Raw genomic sequence first — 16,320 nt, forward strand, 5'->3', positions numbered from 1 at the left:
CACCTTATGAAATTGACACACATTGCCGCGGCCGTCATCGGGCTGATCGCGCTGCCGGCCTGGGCCGTAGCGCCCTTTGTTGTCCGTGACATCCGGGTCGAGGGCTTGCAACGCACCGAGCCCGGCACGGTATTCAACTACCTGCCGCTCAAGGTGGGGGATACGTTTACCGACGATCGGGCCGAATCCTCCATCAAGGCGCTGTTCGCCACCGGCTTCTTTAATGATGTCCGGGTGGAGACCGAAGGCGACGTGGTTATCGTGTCGGTTGACGAGCGCCCGGTCGTTGCCCAGTTGAGCATCAACGGTTCCAAGGAGTTCGACAAGGAACAGTTGAAGAAGGCCCTGAAGGAAAACGGTCTCGCCGAGAGCCGGATTTTCGACCAGGCGCTGCTCGACCAGGCCGTCCAGGAACTCAAACGGCAGTATTTCAGCCGGGGCAAGTACTCGGTCGAAATCAAGCCGTCGGTCAGCAAGCTCGATCGCAACCGGGTTGCCGTCACGCTCGATATCAGCGAAGGCGCTGCCGCGCGCATCAAGCAGATCACCTTCGTCGGCAACAATGCCTACGATGCCGACGATCTGACCGACCAGATGCAGCTGTCGACCCCGGGCTGGTTCTCGTGGATCACCAAGGACGACCAGTATTCGAAGCAGAAGCTGACCGGTGACCTGGAGAAGCTGCGCTCGTTCTATCTGAACCAGGGCTACTTCGAGTACAACATCGACTCGACCCAGGTTTCCATCAGCCCGGACAAGAAGGACATGTTCATTACCGTGAACATGACCGAGGGCAAGAAGTACAAGGTGACCGACGTCAAGCTGGCCGGTGACCTGATCGTGCCCGAGAGTGAACTGAAGCCGCTGCTGGTCATCCAGCCGGGCGAAGTGTTCACCCGCGACAAGATCAACCAGTCGGTTACCGCGCTGACCGATCGCCTCGGCCAGGACGGCTATGCGTTCGCCAACGTCAACGCCGTGCCGGAAGTGAACAAGGAAAAGGGCGAAGTCGCCTTCACCTTCTTTGTCGACCCGGGCCGCCGCACCTATGTGCGCAAGATCAACGTGACCGGCAACACCCGGACCCGCGACGAAGTCGTGCGCCGTGAAATGCGCCAGATGGAAGCCGGCTGGTACGACGCCAAGAAGATCAAGCGCTCGAAGGAACGCCTCGACCTGCTTGGATACTTCACCGACGTCAACGTCGAGACCCCGGCCGTGCCCGACACCGCCGACCAGGTCGACGTGAACTTCAAGGTGACGGAAAAGCCGACCGGCAACGTGACGCTGGGCGCCGGCTACGCGCAGGACGAAGGTCTGATCCTGTCCGCCGGGATTTCGCAGTCGAACTTCTTCGGCTCGGGCAAGGCCGTCAGCGCGTCGTTCAACACGTCGAAGCTGAACCGCTACCTGAACTTCTCCTTCACCGACCCGTACTTCACCGAAGACGGCGTGTCGATCGGCTACGATGCCTACTATCGTCGCTACTCGCCGAACGAGACCAATACCCAGCAGTACCGCACCGACACCGTCGGCGCCGACGTCCGCTTCGGGATTCCGATCACCGAATACGACACGATCAACACCAGCCTCGGTGTCGAGCAGACCAAGGTCAAGGTCTTCGACAGCAGCCCGAGCCGCTACAAGAAGTATGTTGATGACTTCGGCACCAACAACCTGAACTATCTTTGGAAGGTAGGCTGGGCACGCGACACGCGCGACAGCTACCTGTGGCCGACCACCGGCCGCATTTCGCGCATCAACTACGAAATGTCGGTCCCGGGCAGTGACATCAACTACATGCGCCTGGTTGGCAGTCAGCAGACGTTCTTCCCGCTGACCAAGCGGCTGGTGCTGGCGCTGAATGGCGAACTGGGTGCGGTGCAGAGCTACGGCAAGACCGATTCGGTGCCGTTCTTCCAGAACTTCTACCTGGGTGGTATCGGTTCGGTGCGCGGTTACGAGAACGCGTCGATCGGCAAGAAGGACGAGAATGACGATGCCTACGGTGCAACCCGTCGTGCCATCATCAATGCCGAACTGCTGTTCCCGTTCCCGGGCATGAAGGATGACAAGACGCTGCGTGCGTCGGCGTTCTTCGATGCCGGTACGCTGTGGGGCGGCGATGGTTCGACCGCAACCTGGCGTGACAATGTGCGCTACTCTACCGGTCTGGCCCTGTCGTGGCTGTCGCCGATGGGCCCGATGAAGTTCAGTTACGCGTTCCCGCTGAAGAGTGAAGACAGCGGTGAAAACAAGGATAACCTGCAGCGCTTCCAGTTCTCGCTGGGCACAACGTTCTGACCTGAGGGGGATGCATGAATCTGTCCCGCATTTTGCTGCCGATGCTGGCGTTGACCATTGCGATGCCGGCCCTGGCCGATTTCAAGATGGGTTACGTCAATATCGAGCGCCTCTACCGCGAGGCGGCGCCGGCCGTCGCCGCGCAGAAGCGGCTTGAGCAGGAGTTCGCCGGTCGCGATGGCGAACTCAAGCAGCTGGCTGACAAGGCCCGCGACCTGAAGCAGACGCTCGACAAGGGCAAGCTCAGCGCGAACGACCGCAAGTCGAAGGAGCTCGATCTGGTCTCCATCGAGCGGGAGTTCCAGCAGAAGCAGGGCCAGTTGCGGGCGGAGTTCACCACGCGCCGGAACGAGGAATTCGCTTCGGTGCTGGACCGTGCCAACCAGGCGGTGCTCGACATCGCCAAGAAGGAAGGTTACGACCTGATCGTGCAGGAAGCGGTTTACGTCAACCCGAAGCACGATCTGACCGAACGCATCCTGAAGGCGATGGACAACTGAGCACTGTGCGTACGGTGCAACACGCGGCCGGCCTAGTCGGCCGCGGTTTTTTTGCAAGGCCATCATGCTGACCCTGAACGATCTGGTCGCCCGGCTGGGCGGCGAACTGCATGGTGATGGCGAACGGGTCATCACCGGCGTGAACACGCTGTCCGCAGCCGCGGATGGCGATATCGCCTTCGTGACCATCAAGCACGCCGCACAGGCGGCGACCAGCGCCGCTGCGGCGCTGATCGTCCCGACCGCACTGGCGGGCACGCTGGCACAGCCGCATGTCGCCGTTCGCGATCCGCAGTTGTACTTTGCCCGTGTCGCCACGCTGTTTCACCCGCTGCCGGTCGCGGTGCCTGGCGTGCATCCTTCCGCCCATGTCGCCGCCAGCGCCCGCGTGGCGCCGGATGCGCAGATCGGGCCGAACGTATTTGTCGGCGAAAATGCCGTTATCGGCCATGGTGTCATACTGTCGGCCGGCGCCTGCGTCGGCGACGGGGCGGTCATCGGCGACGGCACGCTGCTGTATGCGCATGCGGTGGTCGAGCACCATTGCGAGATCGGCCTGCGCTGCATCCTGCATCCGGGCTGCGTGATTGGCGCCGACGGCTTCGGCAACGCGTTTGCCGGCGACCACTGGGAAAAAATTCCGCAGATCGGCCGCGTGCTGATCGGCAACGACGTCGAGATCGGCGCCAACACCACGGTCGACCGTGGTGCACTGGGCGATACCGTGATCGAGGACGGTGTCCGCCTCGACAACCTGATCCACATCGCGCACAACTGCCGGATCGGCAAGCACACTGCCATGGCGGCCTGCGTCGGCGTGGCCGGCAGCACCCGCATTGGCGCGTACTGCCTGATGGGCGGGGCGGCGATGATTTCCGGCCATCTCGATATCGGCGACCGGGTGCAGGTCTCCGGCGGTACGCTGGTGGCCAAATCCATCCGCACCCCCGGCGTCTATACCGCCGTCTACCCGCTGGCCGAACATCGCGACTGGCTGACCAATGCCGCGCGGGTGCGCCAGATCGGCAGCCTGTTCGACCGCATGAAGGCGCTGGAGCAAGAACTTGACGCCCTTAAGCGCCGGGACGGCAGCGGCGAATGAACACCAGTGCCACGGTGCTGTGCCAACCGTTGGCAGCAACTTACGAATTCAAGACAGGAAGACCCTCATGAGCGACGTCTCCAACCATATCGACATCCGCGGCATCATGAAGCTGCTGCCCCATCGCTATCCGTTCCTGCTGGTCGACCGCGTGCTGGACATCGAAATCGGCAAGCGTATCCGGGCGATCAAGAACGTGACCGCCAACGAACAGTTCTTCGTCGGTCACTTCGAGCAGTACCCGGTCATGCCGGGCGTGCTGATCATCGAAGCGCTGGCGCAGGCCGCCGGCATCCTGGCCATCAAGACCCATGATGGCGACGTGCGCCAGGAAAATGCGCTGTACTTCTTCGTCGGCATCGACAACGCCCGCTTCAAGCGCCAGGTGGTGCCGGGTGACCAGCTGGTGTTCGAAGTGGAAATGCTCCGCGTCGCCCGCGGTATCGGCAAGTTCTCCGCCCGTGCCCTGGTCGATGGCGAAGTCGCCTGCGAAGCCGAACTGATGTGTGCCCGCCGGGAGATCTGACATGTCGATTCACCCTACGGCCCTGATTGACCCCGCCGCGCAGATCGACACTGATGTCGAGATTGGCGCGTACGCGGTCATCGGTCCGCACGTGAGTGTCGGCAAGGGCAGCAAGATCGGTCATCACACCGTGGTCGAAGGCCATACCCGCATTGGCGAGAACAACACCGTGTTCCCGTTCGCCTCGCTGGGCCAGGCGCCGCAGGACAAGAAATACGCCGGCGAGGAAACCCGCCTCGAAATCGGCAACGGCAATACCATCCGCGAATTCTGCACCCTGAACCTCGGCACGGTGCAGGACGTGGGCGTGACCCGGGTCGGCAACGACAACTGGATCATGGCCTACGTGCATATCGCGCATGACTGCCAGGTCGGCGATCACTGCATCCTGGCCAACAACGCCACGCTGGCCGGTCACGTGACCCTCGGCGACTGGGTGGTGCTTGGCGGCCTGACCGCACTGCACCAGTTCTGCCATGTCGGCGCCCATGCCATGACGGCCGGCGGCTCGATCGTGGTGCAGGACATTCCGCCGTACGTGATGGCCGCCGGCAACCATGCGTCGCCGGTCGGCATCAACAGCGAAGGGCTGAAGCGTCGCGGGTATTCCGCCGAGGCGATCAAGGCCATCCGCATGGCGTACAAGCAGCTCTACCGCAACGGACTGAGCTTCGACGATGCGAAGGCGCAGATCGCGAAGGGGTCGGAAACGGTGACCGAGCTGGCTCTTTTCAACGAATTCTTCGCCCGGACCACGCGCGGCATCATCCGCTAAACCATGACGCTTTTTCACCGCACGACTTCCTTTCGAGTAGCCATGGTCGCTGGCGAAGCCAGCGGAGACGGCCTGGGTGCTGCCCTGATGGCGGCGCTGAAGGCGCTGCATCGCGACATCGAGTTCGTCGGCATCGGCGGACCCCGGATGCAGGGGGAGGGGCTGAACAGCCTGTACCCGCAGGAGGCGCTGGCCGTGCGCGGCTACGCCGAAGTGATCCGCAGCCTGCCGCGCCTGCTGCGCATCCGCCGTGGCCTCAAGCGCGCGCTGCTTGATGAACGCCCGCACGTGTTCATCGGCATCGACGCACCCGATTTCAACCTCGGGCTGGAAACCGCGCTGAAGCGTGGCGGTGTGCGCACCGTGCACTACGTCAGTCCGTCGATCTGGGCATGGCGCGGCGAACGCATCCACAAGATCAAGCGCGCGGTCGACCATGTGCTGGCGCTGTTCCCGATGGAAGCGCCGCTGTACAAGGCTGCCGGCGTGCCGGTCACCTATGTCGGCCATCCGTATGCCGACAACTTCGACCTGGAACCGGACCGCGAAGCGGCGCGCAAGGTGCTGCGCGTGGCGCAGGACGTGCCGGTGTTCGCCGTGCTGCCCGGCAGCCGCGTGTCCGAAGTCGACTACATGGCGCCGCTGTTCATCGCCACCATGCGCCGGCTGCTGGCCTCACGCCCGGATGCCCAGTTTGTGGTGCCGATCGCGACCCGGCCGACCATGGAACGCTTCCGCCACCACCTTTACGCCGAAAAGGCCGAAGACCTGCCGATCCGCGTGCTGTTTGGCCATGCGCGTGAAGCGATGGTCGCTTCCGACCTGGTACTGGCCGCCAGCGGCACGGCAACGCTGGAAGTGGCGCTGGCCAAGCGGCCGATGGTCATCAGCTACAGGGTGTCCAACAGCACGTATCGGCTGGTGAAAAAGAAACTGCGCCTGCCGTACGTGGGCCTGCCGAATATCCTGTCCGGCCGCTTTGTCGTACCGGAGCTGCTGCAGGATGACGCAACCGCCGACAACATCGCCCAGGCCGCACTGAACGCGCTGGACGACCCGCGCTACCGCGAATGGCTGTCGAAGCGTTTTGCGAGCCTGCACCGCGAGCTGCAGCGCGACGGCGCCAGCCTGGCCGCGCGCATCGTGCTGCAGATCGCCGGCGTCGGCTCACGCTGATCCCCGCCAGGCCCCGCCGCTACTGGCTTGCGGGGCTTGACGGCGGCGGCGGCAGTCTTTATTATTCGCACCCTCAGTCAGCGAACGATTCGCGGCTCGGGACAGTTTATGGAATGCCGATTCATCGACATTCCGCAGGTCAGGTTGCCGTTGTAGCTCAGTTGGTAGAGCAACTGATTCGTAATCAGTAGGTCGAGTGTTCGATTCACTTCAACGGCACCAGTAGAATCAAGGGGTTAGACGGTCTCAACGTCTGACCCCTTTTTTGTTTGTGCCGGATTTGTGCCAAACCCTCCCAAAATCGAATCCAGCCGTTTGGCATGCTCGCCCAGGTGAGCGGGCGCCAGGTGCGCGTAACGGCGAACCATTTCGATGCTCTCCCAGCCCCCCATTTCCTGTAGCGCCGACAATGGCACGCCGGCCTGAACCAGCCAGCTGGCCCAGGTATGCCGCAGGTCATGGAACCGGAAATCCGTGATCCCGGCCCGGCGCAGGCTCGCGCGCCAGGCGGTGTTTGCATCCAGTCGCATCAGCCGTCCCTCATAGGTGAACACGAACCGCCGGTGCCGACCGAGCTGCTCGGAAATGACCGCGCAGGCCGAGTCGTTCAGCGCAACGCCGATCGCCCGGCCGGCTTTGGCCTGATCCGGGTGGATCCACGCGACCCGTCGCTGCAGGTCGACCTGTGACCACTCCAGATTGATGATGTTGGAGCGGCGCAGACCGGTGGCCAGAGCGAACCGAATGATCGCAGCCAGATGCGGCGGCGCGCATTCGATCAGCCTCGCGGCCTCTTCGTTGGTCAACCAGCGAATCCGGCGATTCGGCGTTTTGGCTTTGGCCATGGCAGGGGCCTTGTCCAGCCATCCCCATTCATCCTGCGCTCGGCGCATCAGCGATCGCATCCACGTCAGGTAGTGGTTCCGGGTCGAGTCGGTTACCGGCTGGCCAGTGATCCGTGACGCCCCTTTCCCTTTCCCGCGACGATGAATCAGTTCGCTCACGGCCGCCTTGATCTCGTCCGCCGTGATGCCGGCCAGCGATCGGCCACCGAAATAGGTCAGGAAGTACCTGATCTTCGACTTGTCGTCGTCCAGGCTCTTTTTGCTGGCCTTCTCCCTGAGCCAGCGCAGCGCCGCCTCATCAAACGTCTTGTCGGGCTTGTCGCCCAGCCGTTCCTGTCTCCATGCTCCCGCCTTCAGTTGGTCGTACAGTTCCTGGGCGGATTTTTTGTCGCTGGTTTCAAGAGATCGTCTAACTCTCTTGCCACTCGGCGTCGTGTAATCGGCCCACCATGTTGAGCCGCGCAATCGGATACCCATGTTCCATCCTTTCGCGCGCCCGGATTGTGCGCGCCTGCATTTTCGAGCGAGACGAGGTAGGCGACAAGCGCCGAGCGACGGAAGACCCGGGTCTTCCCGGGTTTCGACGACGGGATCTTGTTGCCGGCGACCAGGTAGCGGAGCTTTCGTTCGCTGACCTGCAGGAATCGAGCCGCTGCGTTGAGGGGGAGCGTTTCCTCCATCAGATCGAGCGTGGCCATTTGCTGCCTCCATAAAAGTAAAGCCGCCCGTAGGCGGCCGTTGTTGGTGTGTCGTGCGTCATGCTGCCTGTCGGTCCAGCTCATTGCGGATCAGCACGCTGTCGCGCACATCCCCAATCAGCGTGACGCTGAGGCCACGGTAGATGGCGCGCAGCTCGTCAACTGCCCGTCGCGCGTCGGCCAGCTCCCGGGCCAGCACCTGGCCGCCATCCCGCAGACGAACGAATACGGCCTCGATCGGCATGATCGGGAGCGTCCGCCGCATGCGCTGCTGGAGCAGGCGCCAGAAATCCAGCCGGCCGTCGAATGCCGGCCCAGTCCGGTACCACTGGCCGTCCCCGGCCCGAAATACCGGTATGTCGTCCTGGTCGACCAGAATGGCGCCCTCGGTATCCAGGCGGTGGAGCAGGTCGTCGATTTCGGCGAACGCCTGATAGACGCCGATGACGGTCGGTTTGATGTGCCGTCGGTGTGTGCATGCCATGTCGGCTCTCCATAAAAGCAAAGCCGCCCATCAGGGCGGACGTGAATTTTTGCGTGCTGTTTTCTATCGTTGAACCTCAAACCCGGTGGCGCCTACTCCCCTATGGCGCTGCCGGGTTTTTTTGCTCGGGCCGGGCGGCGTCGATGGCGGCGCTCAGTGCATCGTAGTCACGGCGATAGACCGGGTGCCGCTCTGCGGCATGTCCCAGCGCCAGCACGGCTTTCCTGCATGCCGCCAGCAGCTGATCGTTCTGCGCCCGCAGGCCGGCTATCTCGTCACGGTCGAGGTAGACGTTCGCCTGCAGCTCGTCGGCCTGCATGGCCTGAGAGTCCACCTGCGGCACCTCGGGCGCGGCGGCGAGCATGGCGTCGCCGAATGCTGTCGTTTCATGTCGGCCAAATCCAAGCGACCGAACTGCGCCCAGGCGCTCCAGGCGCTTCATGGCCTCTTTCGACACGTCGTGCTCGTCGGTGTCCCAGTCCTCGGCGCACTCGGCAAAGCGGATCAGGGCTTTCATGTCGTCAGCGGACAGCAGCCAGGCCGGCAGGGCTGGAGTATTTGTGTCGGTCATGATTGTGCTCCCCGGGCGCGGTCCAGCCGCTCGATCTCGGCCAGGATCAGTGCGCCGGCTTTGACCAGATCGCGGCGGGGCAGTCCCGGCTTCCACCACGAGTAATCCCACGGCCAGCCAGCCGGGCCCATGAGTTGCTTCAGTCGTTCCTGCTGATGGGCGTTGATGGCGTAGCAGGCTGCGGCCTGTGCAAGTTCGCCATGGCTATGAACGTCGTCATGTTCCGGCGTCCATCCCTCAGCGCTTACCTGCCGCTGGCGCTCGGCCAGCACGTCGCGGGCGGCGGCCGGCTGCGGCGCCTCGGGCGCGGCGGCGAGCATGGCATCCCGGCATGCATTCCAGCCGTCCCGGTACGCCAAGTCCGGTTCCATGTCTGCCGGCATATACGGAGCGTCGCTGCAGTCGATTTCACCCGGCACGGCCGGCTGAGCGGCTACCGGCTCGGCGTAGAGCGGTTCGGCCCACTCATCCCCGTCAGCCAGTTCAACATCGGCTGCAAGGTCATGCAGGGAATGGGTATGGCTATGCCTCCACGCCACCGGCTCCGGCCTCGGCACGCTGGCGATGACCGCCGGCAGGTCGATTCGGTCACGGCAAACCGTTCGTAAGGCAGGCATTTCCACAATGACGGTCTCGTCTAAAACAGCATCGCGCACGGCCTCGGCCACGCGGGTCAGATAGTCATCCATTCCTGTCTCCTGAAATGCAGAACCGCCCGGGGTGGGGCGGTTCGTTGTGTGTTCATCGCGGGTCATGGCTATTCCTCGCCCTGATCGCCGGTATCACCACCAGCCAGCGGTGCATCCGCGCCTGCCAGAGCGCTAGCGTGCGGATCAGCCGCCAGAGGCGTGCCGGGATTCGATTGCTTCCAGGCATCGGCCCCGCTCCGTTCGGTGATGTGATGGTCCTGGCCGTAGCCGTGGTAGGTACTCATGCTGCAATCCTTTCTCTCTCGCCCGGGGCAAATACCGTCACCAACCCCGTGTCGCTGGTAATGAGCCAGCCGTGCGCCTCCAGCAGACCCATGGCTGCCTCAACGCTCGCCCAGAACTGGTCAGCGCATTCCGGTGGGGCGCCATCAGGAATAGCGCCTGGCGTGGCCATAATCGGGTCGTGCCAGAGGATCCATCCGCCGTCATGGCGGCGCTCGATCAAGCTGACGTCCAGTCCTGTTTCAATGAGCACGCGGGCAGATCGGAGCTCGTCTTCTGTTGGCGGGCCATCGAAGTCCAACTGGAGCTGGCTGTCGTCCATGCAATGACCTCCATATGTTCAGCCGGCACCCAGCCGCACGCCGGGAGCGTGCCGGGTGTCAGTGGGGTGTCGAAAACGACAAACCCGCCGGATGGGGCGGGTTCTGGGTTGAAGGCTGGGAATTTCTTAAGATAGAGTGATTATTCAGATGCAAATCATAAGTGTGTGATGACTGGTGTCGGCCACTTGCTGACAAAGGAAAGCTTTAACTATCCGGCTGATGAACGGCCGGCGTTAGTAGAAAAGTTGCCATCAGCTTTTGAGTTTAGCTGTGGCTCGTTATGGCCGCCCGCTGCAGCGAATTGTTAGGCAAACTAGCCATGGACTTCATCAAACGTCAGTTTAAAAGCGCCATGCGCCGGAGAGGCTTTGTAAAAGCGCAAGTGGCTTAGGTCCCAGGTCGCGCAACTCTTGATAATTTCATGAATTTTTTCATCGGGTGTTTTGCATCCGAAGTGAATGGTTTTAATTGCCTTTCGTGAAATTTGGTACGTTTTTACAGATTCTTTAAAAATACGTAGTTCCTCCTCGTACGCCCAACTCTTTGATTTGGTACTAATATTTTTTTTGATGGATTCCTTCTGTTTCGCGAAGTAATCAAGTGGCTCGTACTCATCAACATATGAAACACGGAATGGAATTTCAAAAAATTCAGGGTCTTCCAGAATGTCTAACCCAATTACCATCCCTGTATGACTGGAAGCATAATGGGACCACATCAATATTTGATCATAGTTACTGGATAACGAAAGTATCCCTCGTGAATTTATAGCCTTGGCTCTTGAATTAATGGCCATATTTCTTATGGATGATGGATCGTCGGAAAATTTTTTTTTGATATTCGATCTCTTCTTTGAGGAAAATCCGTGCTTATCGATGTATGCCTCAATATCCTCCTCGCTATGCTGAAGAACTTCAGAAAGATTGCAATCAAATGGGTCATTGAATGTTGGTGCGCTGGCAAACCAAAATTCTGACTTCTTCAGGATTTCCAGTGATCGTTTTTCACCTTCCCCGTCATCAAGAGGGCGGTACTTATATAGATTCTGAGGAAAATTTCCTTCCATTACGCCTTGTTTAATAATTTCAGCATTTGATAGCATAATAATCATTTTTCTTGGTAGAATTTATATGGACGGTGGAGTCCGCATATCAATTAATATTGACGACAGAATTTATAGCACACTCCGATTGATGCGAAAAGACTTTGTCATAACACGGTCCCAATGATAGCTGCTAGCTGCCTGCTATTCCCTATCCACCGGCAGCTCGCCGCCAAGCGCTTCGATCAGCTCGCCGATCAGGCCGCGCAGCTCGCCGACCATCAGCAGCAGGGTGGCGTCGAACAGCGCCTCGGCATCGTCGCCGTCCTGATTGGCCTCGTCCTCGATCACGTCGAGGAACTGCACGCGTTTCAGCTCCAGCTTGTCGGTCAGCACAAAGCGGATGCGCTCTTGCCAGATCAGGCCGAGGCTGGTCACCTGCTTGCCGGTGTCGACGTGCTGGCGAACCTCCTGCGCGGTCAGGTCCTGCCGACTGGCGCGGATGCGCGCGCCGTCATCGCCCGGCGACTGCATCAGGGCGTCACTGTCCAGCTCGAACCCGGCCGGCGCGCCCTCGGTCAGCCACAGCGTCATGGCCGTGGCCGGCGACAACAGCGTGCGCGGCAGGCGGGCCGGGAACGGCGGAAATTGTTCACGGATAGCGCTGACCAGGCTCTCGGCCTTGGCGCCACCGGCATCGGCGACCAGCCAGCCAGACTGCAGGTCGATATAGCAGCGGCTGCGACTGCTCTTGGTGAATGCGCGCGGCAGCAGATCGTCCTCGACCGTCTCGCGCAGTTCCTTCTTTTCCTTGCGACCGACCTGGCGCAGTTCCTTTTCCTCGATCTCGGCCACCCGGCGTTCGACGAAGTCACGCACCACGGCGGCCGGCAGCACCTTGTCCTCGCGCTTCAGCGTCACCAGGGCGGCGGCGCCGGCGCGGGCCAGCATCTGGTCCGGCTTGTGCGGCGCGGCGGGGACGAAGCCGTCGCTGTACCAGTCCAGCCCGCCGCACGTGGCGAACGGATGCCGGGCCAGGGCGGTTTCGAGCTTGTCGAAATCGGGGAGATGCTTGGGGTCGAGGCGGAAGAGGGCGATTTGGCGAAACCACATGGCTGTGTCCTTTTTTCAGTCGTATTGTTCAGATGCAAGCGATTCAACGTCGTACTCGTCGATGTCCAGGTCAATGCTGGTTCGGCCAACGTACATAGACAGCAGCAGGCTATCGAATTGACCGATGACGTCCGGCACGCTGCCCGGAACGATGCTTTTCCCGTTGAGTTTGAGAGCGTAGACGGTGCCGTCATCGTCGATCGAGAGGCGGATACTGGCGCTATGGCTGCTGCTGATGCTCTCGTCTTCATCGAAACTCAACCAGCCGCCGCCATACTCGCTCGGCTTGTAGTTTGCGTAGAACGCATCTCCAGCCCCTTTGTGAAATCCTTCCCTGGCTTCCTGCATGAGATCCGACAGCTTGATCCGCTCGGGCACATCGGGGACGACATGATCAACCGCTTTTTTCATCGCGGCCTGGATGGTGGCGGCGTTGGCGCCATGCACGGCGTTTGTGATGGCGCTGTTAATCATGTGCTGGAATTTCGCGACATCACCGATATTGATGCCATGCGGCATGGCAGCCTTCATCTGGCTGGTTACCGCATTTTGGAATTCGGATCTGTAGCCGGTGGCATCATTGATGGCTGACTTCACTGCGTCGGCGATTGCTTTATCGACGATGGGTTGAATGCGTTCGGCGCTGACAGCCTGAGAAATGATGCTGGGCAGATCCAGCTCGATTTTGATTTCCATGGTGCGAATCCTTGAAATGAATCGCCCCGCTCATAGCGGGGCTGGTTGACCGTCGATGTATTGGCGGGTGGTGGTGACGGACCCCAGCGCCAAAATCTGTTTTCGGCGCCGCGTTCTGTTGGCCGAGACCAGTTGCCGAGACCTGGCCTCGGGCTGGTTCGCCCGCTGAAGCGCTGCAAGCGCCAATTCGCGCCGGTAGCAGCCGCAGGACTTCACCTTCCCTTTGCGCAGGTCACCGGGACGGACGCTGATGGAACCGCCGCAGCGACACCGGCAGAGAACGGTGCGCCCACCGAATATCCTGACGTCTGACGGACCGGATACGGTCAGCCGGCCGAACTGGCAACCGGCAAGGTCTGCGTGGATCATGCCGCTTTCTCTTTCTGCGGGTCATGCATGCCCTGAGCGGCCTGGATATGCTGAACCAGCGCGGAGCAGATCCGCGAGAAATCACTCGCGTGGTAGAGCTTCGCGGCCTTGTCCGTTGCCGCGTGCGTGAAGCCGAGACCTGCGAGCCCATCGGCCGTCAGGCTGATCGGCGACAGCCGTTCATTGATCTGACCGAGGCGCAGGGTCGGGGTCGACGTGGCTGGCACCGGGCTGGTCAGCGGATGCGTCAACGCCTTGCGTGGCCAGAGCTCGCCGGATTCTAGCGCGACCGGCTGAGGATCCTCGGGGATGTCGGCCGGCAGCCGTGCCACAGCCGCTGTTGCATCTTCCTCCGCCTTCTTTCGGGTGGCTTCCTGCGCCGCCTCGCGCGCCAGCTTGTCCGCCTCTTCCCTCCGGATGCGCTCACGCTCAGCTTCCAGACGCGCTTCCTCGGCCTTCTTGCGGGCGTCAATGCGCGTCCGGATGACCAGCTTGAAGTCATCGATCGGCTTGGCAGAAAGCTGTTGCAGGTCGGCCAGCAGGGCGCGATGCTCGGCAGCGTTCTCGGCGACCCATTCCAGTTTGGTGACCAGGTCAGCAGCCTGCAGGTCGATCGCGATCTTCGCGTTTGCCAGCGCGGTATCCAGCTTGTCCTGCATGCTGGTCAGCGTGCGCAGGCCCTTGATGGCGGCTGCGAAATCTGGCATCTGGTAGGCCAGCGTCAGGCCAACAATCCCTTCCTGCAGTCCGGCGACGTGCGCGGTATACGCGCCGCGCGCGGCCTCGATGCGTTCAGCCTTACGCCTGGCCTTCTCGCTGTCGAGCAGCTTCTCGGCCATCAGCCGGTTGTCGCGGACCAACTTGTGGAGTTGGTCCTTCTGGCGTTTGGCCTGGTCGATGCTTTGCACCTGAGCCAGCATCTGCGATTCAGCCGCGTCGAGTGCTTCCTCTGCCTTCTTCATGGCCTTGATCTGCAGGTCGAGATCGGCAAAGTCCTGATCCGTCTGCGGCTCGCGGATCAGCGTCTCGTCGAGGAATTCTCGCAGGGCAGCCTCGAACACGGAGAAGTTTTCGTGAACGGCGATTTCGCCGCTGATCTGGACGATGACGGCCGGCAGGTCGCGCACCGGCTCGGCCACGACCTCGGGCTTCACTTCGGGCGGCGTGTAGTCGACCAGGTCTCGGTCAAACTGAGCCCAGCCAGCCAGAATGCGATCGAACCATTCCGGGGACGGCAGCACTTCCATCCAGACCAGGTTTTCCCGCGTGCCGTTGGAGACGGTGAAGATGACCCGCTCGGCGCCGGTCACCAGCATGATCTGCTGGCACTGGGGCATGTGGTCGGCGGGCAGGATGCCGGCGGCAATGGATGTGGCCAGCTCGGTGTTCCATTGCTTGTGCTCGAACGCCGTGTCGTAGAGCATCGTCAGTCCGTCACACGAGGCTGACAGGTTCCCGCCAACATCTTCATTCGAGCACGTTACCGGGTAGAAATCCTCGCCGAGAATGTCCTCGATCAGCGGGCGGGCCATTGCCTCGACCTCATGGCCATAGTCGAGGATATTTTTCTGTACCCAGTCGCTGAATTCCTTCGGCGTACCGGTATGCTTCATATGCAGCAGCTCGGAGCGGGTCGTCTTTTTCGACAGACCCAGCATTGCAGCCGCTTCACTGGCGCCGTGGTGATTCAGCCGGAATGCGGCCCATTCGTCGCTGCCTTGGATCAGGTCGTGGATTTTCATTGCTGTGCCCCGTCATTGGCCCACGATGCGATTTCCATACGCTGATCGTTGGTCAGGTTGTGTTTTGTCTGGATGAACGCAATCAGATCGTTGACCGATCTGCCGGCCTTGAGTGCCTTCTTCCAGCCCTCGGCGTTCTTGTCGAACGTCTCTTTGCTGCATGCCTGCGGCTGCTGGCGGCTCTCGCCACCCTCTGTGGCCGGCTGGCTATCCTTGCTTTCCATTACGGACTTCCACGTGGCTTCGCCATCTCGGATCGCCCCATAAAGCCCGCGCAGATTCACCAGCTCGGCCGGTGAGCAGGTGTCCAGCGAATGCCCCAGGTACTCGGTCAGATCGGAGGCCCTCACGCGAATGCCAGCAAAAGCGTCGGCGATTTTCTTGCGCTCGGCATCCGGGTCTCGCGCCGCCTCGTCCAGGCGAACGGCCTTGATAATTTCCTCGGCCTCGTCCTGCATGTCGCCGGGGATGATGCGCAGCCCCAGCGTGCGAATCGCCTTGGAAATCTGGGCCGCACGCTTGTTGAGCAGGTCGTCTTCGGTGGCCAGCACCGTGTACACGGGCCGGTTGTAGCTGTTGGTGCGGACGCTGATGTAGCTGCCGTCATCCATCGGGCGTGAGCGCTCGACGGTCTTCGAGACACGCACATCCAGCGGGTAGGTGAGATTCGATTCCAGGTCGGTGACGGATACGCGATGCAGCTCTTTGCGGTCGTCCTCAAAAATCATGGTGGTTTCCACCAAGACGTTTTTCATGCAGCGCAACGCCACCTCGACAAACCGAATACCGAGGCCTTCCACGCCGCTGCCAATCGGCTTGCGGTAGTAGGCGCTTTTGTTGTTGGCGAATGTTGGCCGCCGGCATTCCTTCATCAGGTCCTGCCGTACCTGATCCCAGTTGCGCGGGCGTTGCAACGCCATCACATAGCGTGCCTCGACCATGGCCTTCGCCTGGGCGGCGATCGCTGTCGCAGCGGTTTCCTGGACTGCAAAAGTGGCGCTGGCGCCGCCAAACTCCTGGCGTGTGGTCAGCGCCTGCTGGGTTGACTGTTCGTTCATTGCTATCTCTCCCTGTGTCCATCCCGGCGAGGCCCAAACACGGCGCCGATCAGCTCGTCCAGGC

Annotated in this window: 19 protein-coding genes and 1 tRNA gene; 7 read left to right on the top strand and 13 right to left on the bottom strand. The window is 61.4% G+C overall.

The window, feature by feature from the left end:
* Positions 1-6 precede the first annotated feature (6 nt).
* The 7 genes from bamA to Q352_RS0104230 all read left to right on the top strand — a co-directional run bounded on the left by bamA (position 7) and on the right by Q352_RS0104230 (position 6,605).
* Positions 7-2,304 carry an outer membrane protein assembly factor BamA gene (gene bamA, locus Q352_RS0104200; protein WP_028498266.1) on the top strand — a complete coding sequence of 766 codons (2,298 nt, stop codon included), beginning with the start codon at positions 7-9 and terminating at the stop codon, positions 2,302-2,304.
* A gap of 14 nt (positions 2,305-2,318) precedes the next feature.
* The gene (locus Q352_RS0104205) at positions 2,319-2,804 is read left to right on the top strand and encodes an OmpH/Skp family outer membrane protein (RefSeq protein ID WP_028498267.1); all 486 of its coding nucleotides are present in this window, start codon (positions 2,319-2,321) and stop codon (positions 2,802-2,804) included.
* Positions 2,805-2,868: 64 nt separating this feature from the next.
* The gene (gene lpxD, locus Q352_RS0104210; protein WP_028498268.1) at positions 2,869-3,906 is read left to right on the top strand and encodes a UDP-3-O-(3-hydroxymyristoyl)glucosamine N-acyltransferase; all 1,038 of its coding nucleotides are present in this window, start codon (positions 2,869-2,871) and stop codon (positions 3,904-3,906) included.
* A 67-nt stretch (positions 3,907-3,973) separates the two neighbouring features.
* Positions 3,974-4,432 (top strand): 3-hydroxyacyl-ACP dehydratase FabZ, encoded by a 459-nt coding sequence (fabZ, locus tag Q352_RS0104215; protein WP_028498269.1) that lies wholly within the window; start codon positions 3,974-3,976, stop codon positions 4,430-4,432.
* A gap of 1 nt (position 4,433) precedes the next feature.
* Positions 4,434-5,207 (top strand): acyl-ACP--UDP-N-acetylglucosamine O-acyltransferase, encoded by a 774-nt coding sequence (gene lpxA, locus Q352_RS0104220; protein WP_028498270.1) that lies wholly within the window; start codon positions 4,434-4,436, stop codon positions 5,205-5,207.
* A 3-nt stretch (positions 5,208-5,210) separates the two neighbouring features.
* Positions 5,211-6,383 carry a lipid-A-disaccharide synthase gene (gene lpxB / locus Q352_RS0104225; RefSeq protein WP_028498271.1) on the top strand — a complete coding sequence of 391 codons (1,173 nt, stop codon included), beginning with the start codon at positions 5,211-5,213 and terminating at the stop codon, positions 6,381-6,383.
* Positions 6,384-6,529: 146 nt separating this feature from the next.
* Positions 6,530-6,605: transfer RNA gene (locus tag Q352_RS0104230), tRNA-Thr, on the top strand.
* A gap of 14 nt (positions 6,606-6,619) precedes the next feature.
* Here Q352_RS0104230 and Q352_RS19730 read toward each other — a convergent pair.
* The 13 genes from Q352_RS19730 to Q352_RS0104295 all read right to left on the bottom strand — a co-directional run bounded on the left by Q352_RS19730 (position 6,620) and on the right by Q352_RS0104295 (position 16,256).
* Positions 6,620-7,699 (bottom strand): tyrosine-type recombinase/integrase, encoded by a 1,080-nt coding sequence (locus Q352_RS19730; RefSeq protein WP_373280111.1) that lies wholly within the window; start codon positions 7,697-7,699, stop codon positions 6,620-6,622.
* Positions 7,582-8,010 carry a helix-turn-helix domain-containing protein gene (locus Q352_RS24405; protein WP_084299831.1) on the bottom strand — a complete coding sequence of 143 codons (429 nt, stop codon included), beginning with the start codon at positions 8,008-8,010 and terminating at the stop codon, positions 7,582-7,584. The genes Q352_RS19730 and Q352_RS24405 overlap by 118 nt, the downstream gene beginning before the upstream one ends.
* Complete coding sequence (locus Q352_RS0104250; protein WP_028498272.1) at positions 7,985-8,410, bottom strand: hypothetical protein; 426 nt, start codon at positions 8,408-8,410, stop codon at positions 7,985-7,987. Before Q352_RS0104250 ends, Q352_RS24405 begins: the two co-directional genes overlap by 26 nt.
* 100 nt (positions 8,411-8,510) lie before the next feature.
* Positions 8,511-8,981 carry a hypothetical protein gene (locus Q352_RS0104255; RefSeq protein WP_028498273.1) on the bottom strand — a complete coding sequence of 157 codons (471 nt, stop codon included), beginning with the start codon at positions 8,979-8,981 and terminating at the stop codon, positions 8,511-8,513.
* The gene (locus Q352_RS23860; protein ID WP_084299832.1) at positions 8,978-9,670 is read right to left on the bottom strand and encodes a hypothetical protein; all 693 of its coding nucleotides are present in this window, start codon (positions 9,668-9,670) and stop codon (positions 8,978-8,980) included. The genes Q352_RS0104255 and Q352_RS23860 overlap by 4 nt, the downstream gene beginning before the upstream one ends.
* Positions 9,671-9,738: 68 nt before the next feature.
* The gene (locus Q352_RS23195; protein ID WP_156952459.1) at positions 9,739-9,915 is read right to left on the bottom strand and encodes a hypothetical protein; all 177 of its coding nucleotides are present in this window, start codon (positions 9,913-9,915) and stop codon (positions 9,739-9,741) included.
* Complete coding sequence (locus Q352_RS0104270; protein ID WP_028498275.1) at positions 9,912-10,235, bottom strand: hypothetical protein; 324 nt, start codon at positions 10,233-10,235, stop codon at positions 9,912-9,914. The genes Q352_RS23195 and Q352_RS0104270 overlap by 4 nt, the downstream gene beginning before the upstream one ends.
* A 314-nt stretch (positions 10,236-10,549) precedes the next feature.
* Positions 10,550-11,347 (bottom strand): DUF2971 domain-containing protein, encoded by a 798-nt coding sequence (locus Q352_RS22660; protein WP_084299834.1) that lies wholly within the window; start codon positions 11,345-11,347, stop codon positions 10,550-10,552.
* 135 nt (positions 11,348-11,482) lie between these two features.
* Positions 11,483-12,391, bottom strand: coding sequence for a recombination-associated protein RdgC (locus Q352_RS0104275; protein ID WP_028498276.1), 909 nt, complete (start codon positions 12,389-12,391; stop codon positions 11,483-11,485).
* Positions 12,392-12,406: 15 nt separating this feature from the next.
* Positions 12,407-13,087 (bottom strand): hypothetical protein, encoded by a 681-nt coding sequence (locus tag Q352_RS0104280; RefSeq protein WP_028498277.1) that lies wholly within the window; start codon positions 13,085-13,087, stop codon positions 12,407-12,409.
* A 30-nt stretch (positions 13,088-13,117) separates the two neighbouring features.
* The gene (locus tag Q352_RS23200; protein WP_156952460.1) at positions 13,118-13,456 is read right to left on the bottom strand and encodes a hypothetical protein; all 339 of its coding nucleotides are present in this window, start codon (positions 13,454-13,456) and stop codon (positions 13,118-13,120) included.
* Positions 13,453-15,198, bottom strand: coding sequence for a YqaJ viral recombinase family protein (locus Q352_RS19740; RefSeq protein ID WP_051528672.1), 1,746 nt, complete (start codon positions 15,196-15,198; stop codon positions 13,453-13,455). Before Q352_RS19740 ends, Q352_RS23200 begins: the two co-directional genes overlap by 4 nt.
* Positions 15,195-16,256, bottom strand: coding sequence for a hypothetical protein (locus tag Q352_RS0104295; RefSeq protein WP_211249596.1), 1,062 nt, complete (start codon positions 16,254-16,256; stop codon positions 15,195-15,197). Before Q352_RS0104295 ends, Q352_RS19740 begins: the two co-directional genes overlap by 4 nt.
* Positions 16,257-16,320: the final 64 nt, after the last annotated feature.

This window comes from Microvirgula aerodenitrificans DSM 15089, assembly GCF_000620105.1.
In the GTDB taxonomy this organism is placed as follows: Bacteria; Pseudomonadota; Gammaproteobacteria; order Burkholderiales; family Aquaspirillaceae; genus Microvirgula; species Microvirgula aerodenitrificans.